This is a genomic window from Halosimplex halobium (assembly GCF_051414055.1).
In the GTDB taxonomy this organism is placed as follows: Archaea; Halobacteriota; Halobacteria; order Halobacteriales; family Haloarculaceae; genus Halosimplex; species Halosimplex halobium.
Map to the genome: position 1 here is coordinate 52,262 of NZ_JBLKNX010000020.1, position 18,974 is coordinate 71,235.

The window sequence follows — 18,974 nt, forward strand, 5'->3', positions numbered from 1 at the left end:
CCCAGTTAGATCGATTCGTCGAGCCGCTTCTGGACCCGATTCTGGACCCTTTGTGCCTGCTGGTCCGAAAGGTCGACTTCGGTCCCCACTTCGATACCGGGGATTTCGACGAGATCCTCCAGTGAATCGCTGAGAGTCTTCTGTTCGTCGGGAAGGACTGGCCGGGTATCGTCATCCGCCCGGCGGTCGTGTTCGTTCATCGCGAGCTGTATCATCATCGCCGGTTTTCGAAACAGCTCGCCGGCGACTTCGAGATACTCCTGATAGGAGTTGGACGCCATCGACCCCTCGTACTCTTCCAACAGCGCGATGAGTAAGGATAACTGGATGTTGAACACAGTCGGACGAGAGGACGGATTGGCGATGGCTCGTGCCCGTTCGGCGGCTCGCTCGGCGTACTTGTAAGCCACTCCCCAGTAGGAGTAACACTCATCCAGCGAGAATGGGAGTTCCTCGAAATCGTATGTGATCGCACGAGTGCGGTAAAGGGCTTCATCAACGTCTGTCATCCGCAAATCGATGTCGTCGTAGATCGACCGCCACCACTCGTTGATTGGAACACGGTCATTTGCCCGCTCGTGTGCTGCGTCAGTCGCCTTGCCATAGTGCCTTCGTGTGTACCGTTCGCCAGTGTCAGGTAGGACGGTTCCCGAATCCGGGAAGAACAAGATCGGCCGCGCCCAGAGGGTTTGCGTGCCCCGGAAGTCGTACCCGGTTTGGAACCCCCCGTAGACGACGGTTTCTCTCTCGATTTCGCCTGTCTCGCAGTCTTCCCTCCATTGAGTATTCGAGGTGATTCCCTCTTCGTCGATGTCCTCGAGGTCCTGATCAGGAGGTTCGACGACGTGGCGAAGGCTCGGACAGATTACGACCATTTTCAACAGCCCGCCCCAGTCTCGATAGGAGGTCCAGCCGAAGACCTCGGTGTCTCCACGCTGCTGAAGCGCACTAATGATAGGGAGATACGCCTCCTGAGGGTTAATGATCGTGTACGAGTCGCTGGCGATCTGCCATCGAAACTTCACATCGTAGCCGAGCGCGTTTAGCGCTTTTCTCCTCTCGTCGACGATGTCCTTGTGATCGTGGACCCGAACGACGGGATTGGCATCGTTTCGCGAAGCGAGTGCTTCTATACTGGTCCCTGCTTGCGACTCGAGCGCGTCTACGTCGAGCCCATGAACCCGCCGGATGGCGTCCGTATCTACCTCCCCCGAGGTCGTGACGAAATCGTTGGTGGCCCAGAGTTCGCCAGAATTTGCCTGTGGTAGAGTCTTGATCGTCTCTTTGAAACTCAGAGGATCGCTGCTGCAACACCGCGTTTCCGCTGAAATATCAGCGGGATACACTTGAGCATCTGCTTCGGTGAGGCCGGCGAACCACAGGTCAGTTTCTTTCCGAAGGAGATCGGCGATGGGGACTGCGGTGTGATCTGAATCGGTAGAGCTCATCGATTGGTTCTGTGCAACGGTTTCGGTCTCATCCCCGGTGCTCGAGGACTCTTTTGACGAGGTTGATTCGATGGACATGGTGATTGTACGGAAATGGCATCCCTGGAGGGGTCTTGGGCACGTGTTGGCACACGAGCGTTACCCCTGGGACGGGATACCGGGAACGAGAGTTCAGGAGCACAGCACACTACGAGACAGTCTGCAGTAGAGAGTCAAGAGAAGACATATTCGCCAGGGAAGGGGTGAGAGGCCCAGGTCAGAACTATGGACGCCGTCCTGCCACTGACGACGAAATCGTTGAAGATGTCCTGACCGAGCATACCCCTCACCGCCCAGGGGGAGACAAACGAACAATGATAGCTGGATTTCAAGCGGTATCGTCGTGGATGCCGCTGAGAGTCTGCTGAGATTGGTCCTTCGAGATCACATCTGGGAGATTGATTTCCTTCCCATCGTATTCGGGGATGTGATCTGCTCCCCCGAAATACTGAACGAACCCGATGCTGGCCTCGCGGATGGTTTCCGCAGTTGCTTCACTGATACCGGTCAGACGGGCGTGATGTCGTTCAGAGACGGCCCAAGCTGCCAATTCCCCCATCGTATCGAACTCTTTGACGAGCGTCCGTCTAGCGTTCGTCGGGATGTCGAGGCCATGCAGTCTGTAGAGCGTTCCTGAAGAAACGGGATCAGTGCTCGGATCCTTTTTGCCATTCCAGATATCGAGGAGGCGGCGGAGATTGTCGCGTCGATTCCCGTTCGTCCAGAGGACCCCGTCGTACTTTTCGGCGAGTGCGAGTTCCTCAGCGTACGTAATCGAGTCCAGGTCGACGTCCTCTAGGTCGGGAACGTCTTTTGGTCTAGGAGCACTGTTGTCGGGATAGTCGCGTCCATCGATGGCTCTGAGATACTCTTTCGAACGGTAGTCACGGCGTTTGATTTCCCACGAGTCAGCTGTGAGTTCGCGACGAACGTAGTTTTCCGCGAAGAGATGGTAGTTTTCGATCGCGAAGTCCACGCCCTTGTGCGGTGCGAGGAGGGCTATCGCGAGCTGGCTAGCCTTCTCGTATGATGCGTCAGGCCCCCAATCGAATCCGGCGGGTGAAACGCAATGAACGAACAGGTGTTTATCCAGGAGGGTATCGCCAGAATATACGAGATTCCCTCCTACTCCACGTTCACCCCGATACGGTTCGGTCTGCCACTTCGTCTTTCGAGAGTAGTCGGTCTTGGCTGGCATAGATGAATGGGTTGATTATGACCACGTCGGTCCCTAACCGAAGTGCGAGGTTAGTCGGTCTGAATACGCGGAGCCAGCATCGCGAGGACGTCGCACTCCCCATCAGCCAGTTCGTATTCCATCATCATCGGCCAATCCTGACCGAAGGTGAGAGCGATGCTGCCGCTCTTCGGAAACTCCCTAGAGAGGTCCTTGACGTAGTCGAGGCTAAAGAGAGCGTTTCCTTCTGCGGGGACTAGCGAATCGATTTCGTCGCTAGTCAGTTCGAGACTCACATCATCAGTATCACCCTCAGCCTCGACGTAGACGGTTTGGGTGGCCTCATCGCACCTGAATCGAATGTGATCGGACACCATGTCTGCAGCCTTGACGCCCCGAGAGATTTGAGCCTCGTCGATCGTGAAACTGATCGGGAGTTCCATTTCGGGCAGCTGCGGTTCCTGGCGGATACTGTCGGGGTCAATGCAAGCCATCGTGAACTCCACTCCATCGATGTGGATGACCAGTTTGGACGTCGACGTATCGAAAGTCATCTGAACGAGGTCGCCCTTCTTTGCCAGCTTGAGAACTTCCTCGAATCGTTCGAGATTGACGCCGAGAAGGCCATCACTGGCATCGAACGATTCGAAAGCGCTACTATGGAACTGAACGTCGTACATCGCGACGTTCGCGGGATCGACGGCACGGGAGCTGATTCCCCCTGGAGTGACTGTCAGTTTGGCCTCGTCGACGATCGCCCGAAGAGTGCTGACGAAGTCCTTTATCGCACCGCCCTTGACCGCTGCCTGGAACTGGGTCGGAGGGCCAGAAACCGGTTTACCATCCACCTCGTCCTCTACTTCCTCTCGATCCTCGTCGCCAGATGCATCTCCTCGCTCGCGACGGTTCGCCTGAGAAGTCTCGTCTTCCCCTCCTTCACTTTCGAAGTCAGACCCTGTTTCTTTCGAGTGGGTGGATTCGACCGTCGGCCCTCCAGTACTTGTCTCGTTTTCCTCGTCGACGTCGTCGTTTGCCGTCTCTGGCTGTGCTTCCGCAGCTGGTGCTTCTGTATTCGAACTCATGGATTTTGTCGTCAATCGCTCGGAAGAGCGGCCGAACAGGGTAATGATAAGTGATCAAGCGTCGAATAGCGACGAGTCGCTTCACTTTCTTCCCCCTCACCATCTCGGGGGAGACAAACAGAATTTTGAGTTTGCGCTCGGCGACGAAGACATCACGAATCCTACGCTACGATTGCATCGCCAACTGATTCAGCCGTAGCGTAGGAGATCCATCGGCTTCGGCATTCTGATTATCGGATTGTTGGAGGTCGACCTGTTATTCAGGAAGCTCCCCGTTGTCGTCGAGTTCCTGAATGTCTAACCATACATTCCGGAGGGTAGTCGTACTCGTATAGGCCGCCTCAGCCAACGATTCCTGGGTCAGTGTCGTGTCTTGGTCACCCTGGAGCGAGGAATGGTACAGACATGCGGCGGCAATACTCGACGGTGATCGGCCATTTGCGAGCGCCCCGATCTCCGGCTGTCTAACGAGTTGGTGGGTGCGGTGTTCGACCCGGTCACTTGCATCAACGGCGCTCGCGATACCGGGGACGAAGTCCTGTGGGAGGGGTGGCGGCGTCGCTAAATGGAGATCACGATTTAGGGTCTTGTATGCGCCCTTTACGTCGTCTTCATCGACCCGTGCAACCGATGCGATCTCCTCGAGGTGCCGTGGAAGTCGCTCCAATCGACAGGCCGCGTAGAGGGAACCAGTCGCGATGGCCTCAATAGACCGGCCGGGAAGGAAATCGTTCGACCATGCTTCTCGGTACACGGCTACTGCCCGGTCGTGGATCGAATCGCCGAGTTCGAGAACGCTAACCAATCGTGCGATCTCCACGAGTCCCTCTCGTAGCGAGCGCTGGCGCTTCGACGGCGTCTTTGATCGAGAGTCCCATTTCCGCAGGCGGGAGAAACGTCGTCGCGTTTTATCCGGGAGCCAATGACCGTTCCCATCGCGATAGTATCCGATATCGGTCGAGAGCCCCTTGTCGTAAAGACGGAGCGTCGTTGGAGCCCCTCGCTCCCGCTCCCGGCCAGATCGTGAATCAACCCACCGTCGCGAGCGATCGAGTGGTTCTCCTGAGATGACCACTCCACACTCCTTACAGTAGGTTTCGCTGTGTTCTGTAACGAGAAATTCGTCAGTATTGCACTCGGAGCAGAAATGCGGATGATGGCGTTCCTTTTCGTCTCCCGATTCACGCGCTGAAGGAGTCGATTCCGTTACAGACTGGCTCATCGAGGATGTTTCGGATGACATGGATTATCCGGCCCAGAAGCCTTCACTGACGAAAGGGCCACAAAACGGACTGAATTCTAAGATCGCGCTTTAGAACCGCTGAGTATTCGATGAATCGAGCATCCCGATGACGTCCGGATCATGCTCGTTGTGGAATGCGGTGAGGACGTCGTGCTGCCAGCTTTGGTAACCAGGATCTGAAACGGCCTTCACTCCAAATCCGTTTTCCTCTGCAAATTCGATGAGATTGATGCACTGGATTTCCGAGACTTCACCACCTTCTCCAGGAGGGATTTCAGCAGCTGCCGGAACGGCCTCCTCGATCCACGCGTCAAAACAACCGTCTGTGGATGAGATGACGAGCTGCCCTTCTGTGGCTCCAGTAAAGAGTTCGGTAGTGATCCGTGCCAGGTTTCGATACAACCCGAATGGGATCACAAGCAGATTGCTGTCGTGATCGATGGTTCCTTCGCAGCGAATTTGATCGGGATCCCCATTGAGAATCCACTGTTCCTCGTGGTTTAGCCATTGGCCTCGAGTGAGACGGTGGATAGTTGCAGCGAGATGGTCGTGCGTTTTGTACGAGAGATACCCCGAGACGGTAGCGTAGAAGCTCATGGTGAGTGGATAAGAACTGACGGAGATGTGCTCTCAGTCCGTCACCTCTCCTGCGTCCAGGAGGAGATAAACAAGGAGAGTCACCTCCAACCCCCACCCCCCTTTGTCGAGTTGTAAACGGGAAAGGGTGGGGCGGGGTGATTCTGAGGTACACGAACTCTACGGATGGAAATCCCGTGTTTGAGGAGGAGAAGGGCTCACACCCGAGAAATAGGAGTTTATTCTAGTCAATGCAAACCTTTATCACCAACACAAATAAACCATATCCGCACTAGGAATAGTCTCTATAAGTTTTGTTGGAATTCTAGAATAAGACGAAAATCGCGATCTCCAAACAGCAAAGTCAGAATACCGTGTCGATACCTCCTCTTCTCGCTGGGTTGGCCTCTCTACTGACGGCCGGATCTGCACGATCACGGTTCTCCGGGTAGACTTACAACTCGACAAAGGGGGGTGGGGGTGAGAACGTCACCAACACATTTGGATCTAAAAAGCACAGAATCTACCTCATTGGCTCGAGGGAAAGCAGATGTCCGTCTATAGGTTCGAGTCGTTCCACCGCTCCTCCTGTTCGAGCTGTTCGTGAACTGTATTTGTCCGGTTGGTTTGGCTTCCTCCCAGGTAGCAACTTACAACTCGACAAAGGGGGGTGGGACGGATACTTCCCCATCATGTGGATACGGAGCTAACCAACCAACCGGATCATCTGCTTCAGCTTTACAACTCGATAAAGGGGGGTGCGAGGCAACTCTCTATTTGACGAATCTTGGAGGATACCGTTCCATTAGAGGTCGATAACGGTGAATTCTCCATAATCGTATTTCTACGGTAGACTTCGAGAAAGTCGGGATATCGGTGTCTTACATTCTACTAGGGGTGTGGTTTTTTATACAAGGCGGTGTTGGGGCACTAGCATGGTAAAAGACTCCCCAGAAAGCGAGACTGGAGGGAACTCGCCTGAAACGATGGCGACTGACGGGAGTTCTCAAGACACTCTTCAGGGGGTGGAGTCGTCTGCACAGGATCAGGATGATGATGACGAGTACTCATCACAAGAAGCTCAGCATACTCCCGCCGAATCCGAATCTGACGACCCGGAGAATACCTCTATCTCTATCCGGGAGCGGTTTCAGGAATCTTCTTCTACCTCAGTCTTCGTCGACAAGGATCTGGTCCGTCCGTCCACGATTATCGACGAAGACAGAATCGTCGGCCGCGACAAGCAACTCGAGCGGGTTATCGACAATCTCCGACCAGCTCTGGAAGGAGGCGGGCTTCCTAACATGCTGCTCAACGGTCCATCTGGGACGGGGAAGTCTCTCATCATCAACGCCGTTTGTAAGCAAGTCGTCGACCTCTGCCAATCACAGGACGTCACATTCGGGGTCGTATCGCTAAATTGCGAAGCGCCCAAATCTCTCGACAGAGCGGTCTATCGATTAGTGGGCGAAGTCGCCGACGACGTCGGTGCGGAAGTTGGTGTTCCAGAGAGCGGTGTTTCCACCGACAGAAAATTCGAGCGACTCTTCGAACTCATCAACGAAAACTACGACGCAGTTATCTTCATCCTGGACGAGATCGATCTCCTCAAAGGACCGTACGACGATCCGGCATATTCCTCCCTCCTCTATCAACTCTCTCGAGCTGAGAACCTCGGGAACATCGAAGGGAGTGTTTCGGTGACCGCGCTCACGAACTATACGAACTTCATGCAGGATCTGAACAGCCGCGCCGAGAGCTCGTACAATCCGGACGATATCTTCTTTGATGATTACGACGCAAATCAGCTCCGAGCGATCCTCAGAAATCGTAAGGACGCTTTCAAAGATGGCGCCTTAACTGACGACGTCGTTCCACTCGTCGCAGCCTTTGGGTCTCAAACTCACGGAGACGCCCGCAAGGCGATCGATCTCTTTCGCTGGGCCGGTGAGTTCGCTGAACGCCGTGGCTCCGAAACTGTTGAGGAAGAAGACGTCCGTTCGGCCCAAGACAAGTACGACGAGAATCGGACTCTTCGTCATATCAGTGGCCTCGCAACACAAAAGAAACTCGCGCTCTACGCTACTGCAGCCGTCGAATCCTTTGCTAAGCGTGATCTGAGTCGAATTCCCGCTGGTGTCGGATGGGAGATCTATAAATTCGTAGCTGACCGGATCGACGCTGATCAATACAGCCGGGAAACATACGTGAACAACGTTACCGAACAGGAGACCTACGGGATTCTCTCTTCAGAACGACGTGGTCGTGGACGAGGGCGCGGTGTCCATATGTTCTTCACGCTCGAAGAGGGCGCCGACAGTATCATCCAGACTATCGAGAGCGATTCGCGAATCGGCGACATCGAGTCCGATCACGAGATGCTCAGAAGCGTGGTTCGAACCAAGGTGCAAGCCTTCTACGACTAGAAGGGCCTCTCCCCGGGGACCCCTCTTACAACTCGACGAAGGGGTGTTCTGGGACGCTTACAACTCGATAACGGGGGGTCTCGAGGCTTACAACTCGATAAGGGGGTCTCGAGGCTTACAACTCGACAACGGGGGGTGTCTCGTCTCATCTTCTGGAGAGACGCTGGAGCTTTGCCGAGAAGTCTCTCGATCCCAATTCAAGTTCTGTAGCTCTCTGTACGCCAGAACTCGGTCATTTACTAATCGACAAAGGGGGGTATCCGTGAAGGGTATTATTTCCGAGGTGGGAGTTGATCCAGTTCTTCGAGAAGTGAGGATCGCCTCATCTGGTCCATTCAGCTGTCTTCTCGCCACCGTCGACCGCAACTAACACACGAAAGGAGCCTTGTTGGAGGCTCGTCTGTAGAACGCAACTGCACGAGTCGATAGTGTGCTCGTTCGTGGGAGCAGTCAGGACACGTCGAGGTCGTCGAAGGGAGACCGAGTTCCAACTCCGACGTCGCACTGGTATCCGCTATGGGGCTGGATCCCGAGACCCCAATGAGCTTCTCCTGCGATTCTGGCGTGGAGTCTTTCGCTGTATCATCCTCGAGCGCCGCTCCAAACAGTTCCTCGTTACGAATGAGCGCCCACAATCGACGCCCTCCGTCGGGGACTGCTTCTGAGGTCGACGTGCGCTCACCGTCATCTGTTCCAAGTGGAGTAGTGGACACTACGTCCTCGATAGCCTCGTTGATCGCAATCTGATCGTCGTCTTCGTCGACGACGACCGAGACGACGTTGTCCTGGTTACGCCACCATTCTGGAAGCGGGACGGCGCCGTTCTCCTCGTAGATCTCGGTGGATTTCAACCAGTGATTTGCCTCGAACTCGTCACTCTGCGACTCGTCGAGACGATCGGCGGGGGCATGCACTGGTCGAGAAACCTTCTCGACACCAGGGGTACCAGGCGCGGGGATAGCACACGGCTTATGGACTTGGGTAGGGCCGTCAGTCTCTTCCTCGGTTGAAGTCTCCCCTGACTCCTCCTGGAAGACTTTCGCGATGTCGCCCCGCGGAGCTGGGCCATCCCCGCTCTCGAGAATCGTGATCTGTGCTTCCGAATCGGCCGCTAACGTCGCTTGACCATTGTATTTCCCGACTTTGCCGCCGACGATACGGATGGTGTCTCCTTCGTGGAGGATGACGCTCTGATTCGACCGGGTCCAGACGGTGAACTTGATCGTTCCTGAATCGTCCTTGATGATCCCGACCTGTTGCTGATTGTTCGACTTCGGGTACCAGAGCGTCGCTACCTCTCCCTGGATATCCGCTTCGACGTTGTATTTCGACGGGATGACCGGGACCGTCGAAATCGGTTGAATGACTCCAGCTTCCTGGTAGAATTGTTCTTGGACGTTCGAGAGCGCCGTGTAGACAGGCTGACCGCGTGCCACCTTCCGTCCGATAGCGTTTTCGAGGACGTCGACGTCAGGGCCCGAACAAAAGTGGCCTGCGAGACGGGCCGCCGCGTCGCGAACTTGCTCCGCGATGTCTTCACCGACGTCCTCGAGTGGATCGTGGTGAGTAATTCCTCGTGGGCCGATCAACCTGTCGTTCTGTTTGTGGCGCTGCTCGCGACGACCAGCGACGACGTCCTCGCGAGTGCGAGACTCCCGGTCAACGCCGACGACAGATGCGGCCAACGCCTTCTCTCGCTGGCGCTTGCGCTCGTTGCGGAGCCCGTGGAGCCGTTCCTGGGACTCGAGCGGGAGTCCAGTGAGATCCTCCTCAGTCAGGTCGATCGGATCGACATCTCGTGCTTGAGTGGTTCGGAGACTTGCGTTCACCCAGTACGAGTCGATCTCCTGCCCGCGGGTGCCCTCGACTTCGAGGCCGAACTCGTCGTATTCCGGTTCTGTACGTGCAGCAATCAATAGCTCGCCGGCGTTGTCGAGGCGGGTACCGAGACAGTCGCTCTCGAGGTGCGGACTCTCGTAGAGCCCGCGAAGCGTGAGTTCATCGAACCGGCGACCCTGTTCGACGTCGGTATTCTTGAGTCGGTGCTGTCCGTCCTGGTAGTAGGAAGCCATCGGTGTCAACTCCATGTGGGAGCTGCGGCGAGTGGGCAGCCTGCTTCCCCACTTCCGAACTCCCTCACCCCCTTCGGGGACAAATACAAGGGTGGTTATCGGAGAACCCCTCGAGTACACGAAAGGGAAACTCTCTACGATGGTCGGACAAAACGAACCCCTCTCCCGATACGACTGAGGTCGCTATCAGACAATGGCTGTCCTGTTGCGACAGACCTCCTCGACCATATAAGACGAGGTTGCAGATACGTATAAGGTTTAACTAGAAGGGGATGGCTCTAGTTGTGCATGCAAAGGAGCACGAATACCAACTCGGGGCCGGGACCGCGAATATCAGTCGACGTACCGGCGAAAGACGCGGATTTGTACCGGAGTCAGGCGGTTCACGACCTCCTCTATTTTTTAAGTCGGTATCACACCGACGAGTTCTCGATTACGGAACTCACTGACGCCGTCGAGTATTCTCAGCCCAGTATTTCGAAAGCCGTCGACATCCTCGTCGCGAACGACCTCGTCCTCGAAAAGCGCGAAGGAAACAAGCGGAACGTCCGTATCAACAGTGGGCGGCTCTCCCGACCGGACGACCCGGTTCTCGAAGTCCCGCAAGCCGAGTTCCAGCCTCCTGTCCGAGCTGCTGTCAAAGCACTCTGCGAGGACCTCGATGGCGTCCTCGGCGTCGTTCTGTTCGGGAGCGTGGCGCGAGGTGAGGCTGACAGACGCAGTGACATCGACCTGTGGGTACTCGTCGAAGAAGACCGGATGACGAACCAGCGAACTGCGAACCGTATTCGGCAAGACCTCGAAGAGCGGGAGTTCGACACTGGCCGGTATGCGTACGAGATCGACGTCGAGACGCTGCCAGCCGTCCCGAACTACGTCGACGAACTACGAGAGATTCTGGGCGACGGCATAGTCCTCTACAACTCGGAGAAATTCGAGACCGTCCAGCAGATGGTCTTCCAGGGTGATCTCGATGGGTGACTCGAGATGGCTCCGAAATTCTAAAGTTCATGGACTTCGAACAAGCAGATATGACCACGCCTCGGGACCGAAACGATCTACGCACCGACGGGGGAAGCGGGGCGGTAGACCCGCCACCGGTCGATGCATTGAATGAGGGTTCGCTCGACCCAGCAACGCTTGCGCGAAACGCCCCCCGATTAGAGACGGTCGTCGAACTCCTCAATCAGCCATCGCTGGCGCGCGTCTATACCTATATCTGTTACTGGGGACCGGTCGGCCCACCATCGGTCATGGATCGGCTCGACCTCTCGAGGTCGACGACGTACGAGTACATCGACCGATTAGTCGACCTCGGTCTTGTCGATCGGGATGAATCAGTGCGACCACAACAGTTGACTGCAGACCCTGTTATCGTCGTGGAACAGCACGTCCCGATCGTTATCACGCCGACAGTCCTCCACGCGCTCGCACTGCAGGAGGTCGATGAGGACGTCGCGGTCTTCGTTGATCGTCACGGTGTCGGAAAACTCGTCGCTGCACTTCGAGGCGCTGGGCTCCACGCTGCCGGGAAGACTACCTATCGAATGGTCGCTAGCGATATCGACGTACGGGAATCCGAGGCGATGATGATCGTCAACTCGCTCGAGCCAGCCCTCGTGGTGGGCCGCGAACACGATCCGTACTTCGGACACCTCTTCCCGGATGTGGGCGACGAGATGGAACTTCCTGATAGTACCGCACTCGACGGTGCGCCCGAACCAGAGCAACGGACAGACGAGTAAGTAGCGTCGATGGTAGATGAGTCTCCTCTCGTCGGTGAGAACGAAGTTATCGTAGATGCGAACATCTTTTTCGCGATCGGTCGACCGTCGAACCAGAAGTACGACCGATTCCGTCAGGAAGTCAAACGGGCAAATACGGTTCTGAAACTTCCGCGACGGGTCGTCGGTGAACTCGGAGGATCAGAAACGGCACCGGTCCAAACAGCCCTTGACGAAGGATGGGCCGAGATCGTTGACGCACCCGATGTGGAAGATGGCGATGCACTCGCTGCAAGCGACATTGCTCGCCGCACCATCGCGAACGAAACTGACCGTCCAGAACACGAAGTAGAGAAAGCTGATGCAGTTCTTGCGGGTCTCGCGATCCAGTATCTTCGGGATCGTTCGGTTGGGAGTATCGTGGTCTTGACCGACGATGGGCCGGCGAGAAAGGGAATTAGAAACGCGGCTGAGAACCAGGGGTACGCAGATGCAGTGTCGGTATACGGCGTTCGTGATATCATTGGTGACGACCCTGATGACTCGATGACGTTAATCTAGATCTTCACAAACCGACCCTCCAGAACGTGTTATTGCAGTAGAAGCGGACGTCATCAGAACGTAGGCCACTACCCCACGTTCCTGTCCGAAGCAGTCTCGAGGGTTCGACCCAGCGGGCCTGCTCCGCGTCCTCATATACAGTATGACTGCTCTCCCAAAAATGCCTTTTCCAGGCATTCTGCGTAGCGGTTTCCCGATATAGTTATATCTACCAGAGGTGTAGAGGGAAGTGGATCTTGAACGATCCAGCATAATGTTGGGAAAGGCAAACCTCGCCTTTCCTTCCTACAACTCTTGAGCGGATGGGCTGTGGTTCGCTCGATGCGTTGAAGGTGTGGGTTTTGTGTGGTAATTCGCCAGAAACCGTAGTACGGCGTGGTTGCCGACGCGATACAGTTATACTGACTACACGTGTCTTAGACGCCGGAAAGCAATCGGTTTGCTTCCCAACATTATGCCTAGCGAAGACGACAGTGGCCGCTCTACGGAGAACGACCACACCACGATCGGTAGTACCGACAACGACGATGCAACCCAGTCCCGTCTCACCCGCACGGCCAATTGGGTGTCCGATACGATTCGTGGCGTCGCCGGACCGTCCGACGACGTTTCCACCGTCAGCGACGACGATCTCCCACGATCGCCGTACGTCCGCCGCTACCTGGGTCTCGATTCCCCAGACAGCGTCGACGACGACACCCCACCAGAGTGGTTCGCGGACAGGCTGGAGACTGGAACGAATCCCGAGGAATGCTACGGGTGGTTCGACGGGCAACCGATGGAACCGTCCCGGAGCGACGAACGGAGAGTTAGCGTGAATCAGACTGGTATGCCGGCGGATTCCCTCTCGGAACCCGACCAGGTTCAGTCTGCGAGCGACTACATCATCGAGAGTGCAGCGAAGCTCACCGACTCGACTGGCGATCAGTTAGTCGGCGTTGCTTCCAGTGCGGACGATTCCATCTCCGACGGACGACTGGAATCCCGTATTCAGCACTATTCTCCGCTCGTGTCACTCGAGACACTGGATAGCCGCACGCGCCGTCTACGCGAGATGAAGCTCATCCCGGACGATGAACAGATTCTGTGCGAAGCTGAGGGACTGGAAACCCGCGACCTCGAGGTGACGCTTCCCGATGGGACCAGCGTCCCTCTGAGTCACGTAGTTTCAGACCCCGGTGCGTACTCTCGCTCTTCGATTCCTGGAATCGAGAACCGCCTTGCGCTCGAAGCCGAGATCAAGAAGGTTTCCGAGAGTATCAACGGCCCCGGCTACACCACTGGCGCAGCAGCAGTCATAGATCGGCATATGGACTCTCTCGCAGCGTTCCGCATGGCTCACGAGGCATCACTTCCTGAACGGCGGGAAGCGAAACTCGAGGAGACCAAGCAGAAGACGATGCAGCGAGTTCGTGACCGAGCTGAACCGCTTCGGACGCTACACGAGTGGTTCCCCGACAAAGTTGATCCCGTCTGTAAGCTAGCGCGGCGAATCCTCTCAGACGAGTTTCCCCACGCTCACGAGATCAACAAGAGTCGTGTAACGATCGCTACGCAGCTCGCCAGGTGTGTGCTCGACGGACAGTCCCTCGATAGTGCACTCTTCACGGTAGCTGACCAGGAGAAACACGACCCGACGAACGTCCTCAAAATCGGGAACATCACGTACACGAATACGGAAACGACGAACGGATACGTCACCACTCAAGGCAGAGTGAAACGCGTGTATTATCCGGATAATCCGAAGATCAAATTCGGATTCATACTGGAGGATGATTCCGGCTGGGCGTACGTCGCGATCTGGAACCCCAGCGAGAGAGAAATCACTCGCTCGACGTCGGATCCAAACGACGTGGACGGTGAGGTCATAGTCTCGAGAAAGTGCTTTATGGAACCCAATGAAGGCGATCTGGTTCGTCTGACTGACTTCCGGAAGACCGCTTTCCAGGACCGACCATCGCTGAACTCACGCTGGGAGAGCGAGATTCACATCCTCGAATCTGCTGAATCGTCGACGGAGACCAATCCCCGTCCTGCAACGCCACAGTGTGTTGGACGGTCGAGCAGCACTGCGAAGGATGGGACGCCCATTCCACGTAGTCCAGCTGCGAATTACTCAGGAGAAATTTCGACCCGCTGGCCTGCCCCGTCTCAAATGGAGCAGATCATCGCGACCGAACTCTCCGACGTCGCCGATCAGAACGAGATTCGAGAGGCCACGGAATCGAGCCATCAGAACCAAGCCCGCGACAGCGAGCCTTTGGAGATGATTCGCACGTGACCGTGGTCGCATCAGCAGCGTTGACGGTACTGCCTGTACTGTCACCCCCGAACAATATCGAACCCTAACAACCCCCGAGTTCACCGCGAACTCAGAATCCTATTTTTCCGTTTCTACCCCACCAGCGAAGCGGCACTCCGTATAGTGGCCCAGGACTTGCAACAGTTACATGGATTCCAATGCTGAAACAACAATATCGCTCTTCGACGTACAGTGGATACAGGGCTGAAGAGGAGAGTCAATCTCTCGTCCGTCCCGGGTGGTAGGACCTCGAAACGCGGCTCGAAGAACCCCATTCCAGCCTCTGTGGATTCACCGTTCCCTCCAACCACATGAAAACGAACCCCAATACGACGATCTGGCACTGTGGACAGACGCTACTGGTACGACGAGCCGGAGGTGTAGACTGAAGTGAACCCTGATGCAGCGAGCTCGAAGGACTGGTATCAGGTCCGACTGACGGTTCCGTGGGTCGTTCCAGGAGCACCGGGCGTTCAGGACGCGATCAACATTGGCGTCGCCGAGGTCGGAAAACGAGCATCCGCCTCGAACGTCCGCTCGTGCGATATCGAAGTTCAGGATCTTGCCTGTCCGGGATGCGGATACGAAATGGAAGCCGCACTCTGTACGACGGGTTACGGGATGGTCGTCCTGGACGTCACTGTCGAGGTGACGGCTCGATCACTCGAGGATAGTCGAGCGGTAGCAAAGCGGGAGCTGGGCTCGCGGATGAAAGACATCCCGCTGACGGTAATCGAGGCCGCCCCATTGGAGACTGGAGACACTCAGGACCTGGGCCGAGCAGACCTTGGTGCGTCATCTAAACAGCACCGAGAATCGAATCGGATGTGAACGAGGTGAGTGTATCTCACTGTCGAGATCCGGCAGGAACTCTTCGTTGATCTCGGACTCGTCTCCGAAAACTCAAGCAGTGTTGAGGAACATTTATTGTAGAGTGGTGTGCCAGTAATTCACGCCCCAACTATACCCTCCGATGGTACGTGCAAGTGCACTCCGCCGAAATAGGGGGGCACATGGGAAAGGGAACACACGGATGCCCTCGGAACGTCGGGACGAGAGTCATCGACTCGCACCTGTATGGGGGAGTCGATCCGAAGCAGTTCCAGCTCTCTGGATGAGCCGTGCTGTGGCTCTCCAGAGATCTCCAAGCATTGGGACTGCAGTGGAGTAGCGTCTCGGTGTTCTCCGCCGTTCAGGCTGGTCCTCTCCCTGGCTATGGTCGGCTGCCCGCCGACACACCCTCCGGGAAAACCAGTCTCGCGGTCGGACCCATGTTTGAAGGGACACACCCGGCCTGAGTGGTTTGGTGTGGCCACCCTCATTCTGTATTCCTAGTAGAGATATCTCTGGCTTTGTAGAAGCACCTGATGGGAAGAACTCTCGCAGGTAAGAGGGTGTCATAGAACAATTCAGAAGGGGTTATTTTCATTGTAAAACTGGCTGAACACGCCGATAAGTAGAGTGTGCGGGTTGAGCATTCAACCAGTGTTACACCGGTTTACCAACATGCGATAGCATTAGTACAAGTAACAACCCCAAACTGATTATCAGCGAAATAATCAAAATGAACCTCCTGTCGCTCATAATCAATCCAGAAACACCAACCGATAAAAACGTATTTATTATCCTGATGACTCTCTCGGTGCGATACAATCATAGACTATACTGAGCGATTCACGATGCCAAAAGATGGGTGCGCGAACTGTTCTCTGACACCCTAAGGTAAAGCAAGTAGTTCTCAGTCCTCTATTCTCGATACAAGCTCCTACGCTACGATCGAAGCATCGGTTCGAGGCGTAGCGTAGGATTTCAAGCGCGGGAAATCCGATGCCCTCAGATGGTTCGAAAACCCGCATCATGATTCTCGTGTATCTGAAAGAGACTGGCGTGAGCCAATGCGCCGATCCGTGGACGGCGATACTGACCGACGTCCGCAGAGCGACTGACGTTTGGATTCGCTCGGGTCGGTTGTGGCTCAGATTGGGTCGATCGGGTCGTCCATCGGTTTGCTTCCACAGCGAGTGTGGGGAGACGACACGCTGTTGGAGCTGACAGCGGACAGTGGCGAGGTGTAACGGGAAAGACCCTCGCTGCTCAACTCGCGATGGATCGATGAGCTGAGGGATGTAGAGGATTCCCGCCACCTCACCTCCTTTGGGGTGAACAAACTCACTTTTCAAAGCGTTCCCAGATGAGGTGCAAGAGTGCCGAGACTGACTGAACTGCCCTATCTCAGCTACACGCAGATGGGGGCTCCACTCTCGGAAACCGGGAGAGCTGGAGCGAAGCGACGGCGAGGCCGGCACTACGAGACGAGAGGAGAGAGAACCGTCGAAGCTGGAACCGGCTTACTGAGCAGCTACCTCAGGACCCTCTGCCGGGACGTGGTCCTCAGGGACGAGATCTATCGCTGCCTCGTCGAGGGCCGCCTCGATGGCCGAGACATCACCGCCGTAGAGAGACGCAGCGGCCTCGCTACCATCAGTCTCGCCGGCTTCGACCGCACCCAGACGGTCCTGTGAGTGGGAGATAGTTTCAGCGACCCACGAATTGCGAACTTCGTCGTCCACGACCGAGATGTGCTCGGGTTGGACAGAGACGTTGACGCCGTAGTCGGTCTCGTAGCTGTGGATCTTCCCGACCACAGCGACGTAGCAGGGCGTCTCCGCGCTTCGAAGGACGTTCATCGCGTCCGACTGGTACTCGCCAGCGTAGACGTTGATGGCCTCGGACGCGGCCATCACGCGGCCTCGCCAGTACTCCGAATCGTCTCCCACGTTCGCCGTCTCGTAGAGCGCACCGACCACGAGGACACGGTTGGCCGCCTCTCCCGACGGCAGCAGATGGAAGTTGGGCGCCCGCTCATCGTCGGCGTCTTCCTCGCGAGTGAACGAGTGGGTGGCGCCGTTGAGCTCCTGTGCGAACACACGCTTGGCGGGTTGCCGCTGGGTCCGCGCTGCGTCCAGAGCCGATGCTTCCAGACCTGGGTTGTCCTCCGAGTAGGTCGTCGAGACGACCGTATCGACGAGGAAGTAATCGCCGACCACGGGCCCACGAACTTCGAACGTCCGCCCGACGAGCTGTTCGCGGAATGCGGTGAGGACGACGCTTGCGTCGAGGGCTTCGGAGGCCATCTGCGTGGCGTCCTCGAGGCTCGTTCCAGTAACGCGCTCGGTCATCTTGGCGTTGAATAGGGCGCGGATCGACGACTGTCCGTCATCGAGAACGGCCTTCAGCCGAAGGTCGAACTCACCGTCGACTTCACCGTGTTCGGAGCAACGGCCGTTCTTCACGACGCGGGTGCAGTCCTCGTGCGGGCAGCGCTTGATCAGACCCGATCCGTCCTCGAGGGCGACGACCGCCCCACTCGATCGAACCGTTCCGTCGGCAGGTTCCACCGGGCTGTCCGCTTCAGAGATCTCGCTGGCCTTGTTGAGAGAGATCGAATACTTCCCCTCGTACTCGTTCGTGATGACCGAGGCGAAGTCGTAGGTAACGCCCTCTTCCAGAACCGGCAGAGACTCGGTGTTTTTCGCCCACTTCACGAACTTCATCTGGGCGCTCTCGTCGGCGATGAGGCCGACCTGGGCCATCGAGTCGTGCTTGACCTCCCAGAGGTCGACGACCTGTGCTCGGACGTCCACCCACGCCTCGTCGCCGACGTCCTCGATGTCCCCGAGTAGCGTCCGGTCGAACCCCTGGGATCCACTGCTCCCGGAGAATTCGACGAGGTCGTTCACCCCCTCCGGCAGCTCGCTGTTGTCGAGGTCGTGCTCGTCGATGATCTGGCGGACGACTGTTGCCTGCGCGTCGCCCTCGGGGACCTTGAACTCCATGAGGGCCTCCATCTTCTCTTCGATACTGCTCGACGGGACCGCTACGCCCATCTCGCCGAACTCGCCGCTGATGTTCTCCGCACGCTGCGCCACGCTGATGTTGGCAGTCTTGCTCATTGCTGAACTCTCTGAGGGATGTGAGGTACAATTCGGACGGAGCACGAGAACGACAGTAGCTCAATCACTACCATCTCTCGCGCCTCGCCCCGCTCGCAACTCCCTCACCCCCTTGGGGGGCCAATACACGGGAGAGGCGAGCCGGGACATCCGTGAAAGCGGCTGACAGGACATCCCGTATCGACATGGGACTTCGAAGTCCTGCCTTAGCACTCTAGCCACGACCGTCCGGAAAACACTGGAATACTCGGAAGAAACACGAGCGACGTCGCGCTTCTCGAACTTCGACCTTGGAACCGAGTTACGGTGAATCGAATTCACCGGACTCGGCACAGACCGAGCAGACGATGTCGAACGGTGGGAGTCCCGTC

At 56.5% G+C, this 18,974-nt stretch carries 13 protein-coding genes; 6 read left to right on the top strand and 7 right to left on the bottom strand.

Annotated features, from left to right (window positions below; all coding sequences use genetic code 11):
- Positions 1-5 precede the first annotated feature (5 nt).
- The 5 genes from ACMGFG_RS19670 to ACMGFG_RS19690 form a co-directional block, all read right to left on the bottom strand.
- The gene (locus ACMGFG_RS19670; RefSeq protein WP_436932013.1) at positions 6-1,526 is read right to left on the bottom strand and encodes a hypothetical protein; all 1,521 of its coding nucleotides are present in this window, start codon (positions 1,524-1,526) and stop codon (positions 6-8) included.
- Positions 1,527-1,815: 289 nt separating this feature from the next.
- The gene (locus tag ACMGFG_RS19675) at positions 1,816-2,685 is read right to left on the bottom strand and encodes a DUF6166 domain-containing protein (protein WP_436932014.1); all 870 of its coding nucleotides are present in this window, start codon (positions 2,683-2,685) and stop codon (positions 1,816-1,818) included.
- 50 nt (positions 2,686-2,735) lie between these two features.
- Positions 2,736-3,746, bottom strand: a complete 1,011-nt coding sequence (locus ACMGFG_RS19680) for a DNA polymerase sliding clamp (protein WP_436932015.1) — start codon at positions 3,744-3,746, stop codon at positions 2,736-2,738.
- A gap of 256 nt (positions 3,747-4,002) precedes the next feature.
- Positions 4,003-4,989, bottom strand: coding sequence for a transcription initiation factor IIB (locus tag ACMGFG_RS19685; RefSeq protein ID WP_436932016.1), 987 nt, complete (start codon positions 4,987-4,989; stop codon positions 4,003-4,005).
- A 69-nt stretch (positions 4,990-5,058) separates the two neighbouring features.
- Positions 5,059-5,586: a hypothetical protein gene (locus tag ACMGFG_RS19690; RefSeq protein ID WP_436932017.1), complete on the bottom strand. Its 528-nt coding sequence runs from the start codon at positions 5,584-5,586 to the stop codon at positions 5,059-5,061.
- Between the two features lie 914 nt (positions 5,587-6,500).
- Between ACMGFG_RS19690 and ACMGFG_RS19695 the strand changes: the two genes are divergently transcribed.
- Positions 6,501-7,991, top strand: a complete 1,491-nt coding sequence (locus ACMGFG_RS19695) for an orc1/cdc6 family replication initiation protein (RefSeq protein WP_436932018.1) — start codon at positions 6,501-6,503, stop codon at positions 7,989-7,991.
- 335 nt (positions 7,992-8,326) lie between these two features.
- On the opposite strand, the gene ACMGFG_RS19700 is transcribed toward ACMGFG_RS19695, so the two are convergent.
- A complete protein-coding gene (locus ACMGFG_RS19700) occupies positions 8,327-10,063 on the bottom strand; it encodes a hypothetical protein (protein WP_436932019.1) in 1,737 nt (578 codons plus the stop codon).
- A gap of 288 nt (positions 10,064-10,351) precedes the next feature.
- Between ACMGFG_RS19700 and ACMGFG_RS19705 the strand changes: the two genes are divergently transcribed.
- The 5 genes from ACMGFG_RS19705 to ACMGFG_RS19725 all read left to right on the top strand — a co-directional run bounded on the left by ACMGFG_RS19705 (position 10,352) and on the right by ACMGFG_RS19725 (position 15,481).
- Positions 10,352-11,044, top strand: a complete 693-nt coding sequence (locus ACMGFG_RS19705) for a nucleotidyltransferase domain-containing protein (RefSeq protein ID WP_436932020.1) — start codon at positions 10,352-10,354, stop codon at positions 11,042-11,044.
- A gap of 29 nt (positions 11,045-11,073) precedes the next feature.
- A complete protein-coding gene (locus ACMGFG_RS19710; protein ID WP_436932021.1) occupies positions 11,074-11,808 on the top strand; it encodes a DUF7437 domain-containing protein in 735 nt (244 codons plus the stop codon).
- 9 nt (positions 11,809-11,817) lie between these two features.
- A complete protein-coding gene (locus ACMGFG_RS19715) occupies positions 11,818-12,348 on the top strand; it encodes a PIN domain-containing protein (protein ID WP_436932022.1) in 531 nt (176 codons plus the stop codon).
- A 454-nt stretch (positions 12,349-12,802) separates the two neighbouring features.
- Positions 12,803-14,629: a hypothetical protein gene (locus ACMGFG_RS19720; protein WP_436932023.1), complete on the top strand. Its 1,827-nt coding sequence runs from the start codon at positions 12,803-12,805 to the stop codon at positions 14,627-14,629.
- Between the two features lie 411 nt (positions 14,630-15,040).
- On the top strand, positions 15,041-15,481 hold the full coding sequence (locus ACMGFG_RS19725; RefSeq protein WP_436932024.1) for a DUF555 domain-containing protein: 441 nt from the start codon (positions 15,041-15,043) through the stop codon (positions 15,479-15,481).
- A gap of 1,517 nt (positions 15,482-16,998) precedes the next feature.
- On the opposite strand, the gene ACMGFG_RS19730 is transcribed toward ACMGFG_RS19725, so the two are convergent.
- Positions 16,999-18,603, bottom strand: coding sequence for a hypothetical protein (locus ACMGFG_RS19730; RefSeq protein WP_436932025.1), 1,605 nt, complete (start codon positions 18,601-18,603; stop codon positions 16,999-17,001).
- Positions 18,604-18,974 lie beyond the last annotated feature (371 nt).